A 253-nucleotide genomic window follows, 5' to 3' on the forward strand; every position below is an offset into this window, starting at 1 on the left:
TAATTTATTAAATTCATTTTCTCATTAAATTAANNATCCTTTAACATATTAAAATTTTTATTTTTCAAAATATTTTAAATGGATATATGCAAAACATAAGAATTNNNNATTTAAGAAATGAAAATATTGAAGATAATAAACATAAATTATTAGAAATAAAACTTATATTAGATAATCCAAATATAAAGATAGAACAAATATATTTTTGGCTANNAGATTTTATTAGAGATAGTTTAAAAATGAATATTAATAA

The sequence above is a fragment of the Candidatus Nanopusillus massiliensis genome, from assembly GCF_920984865.1.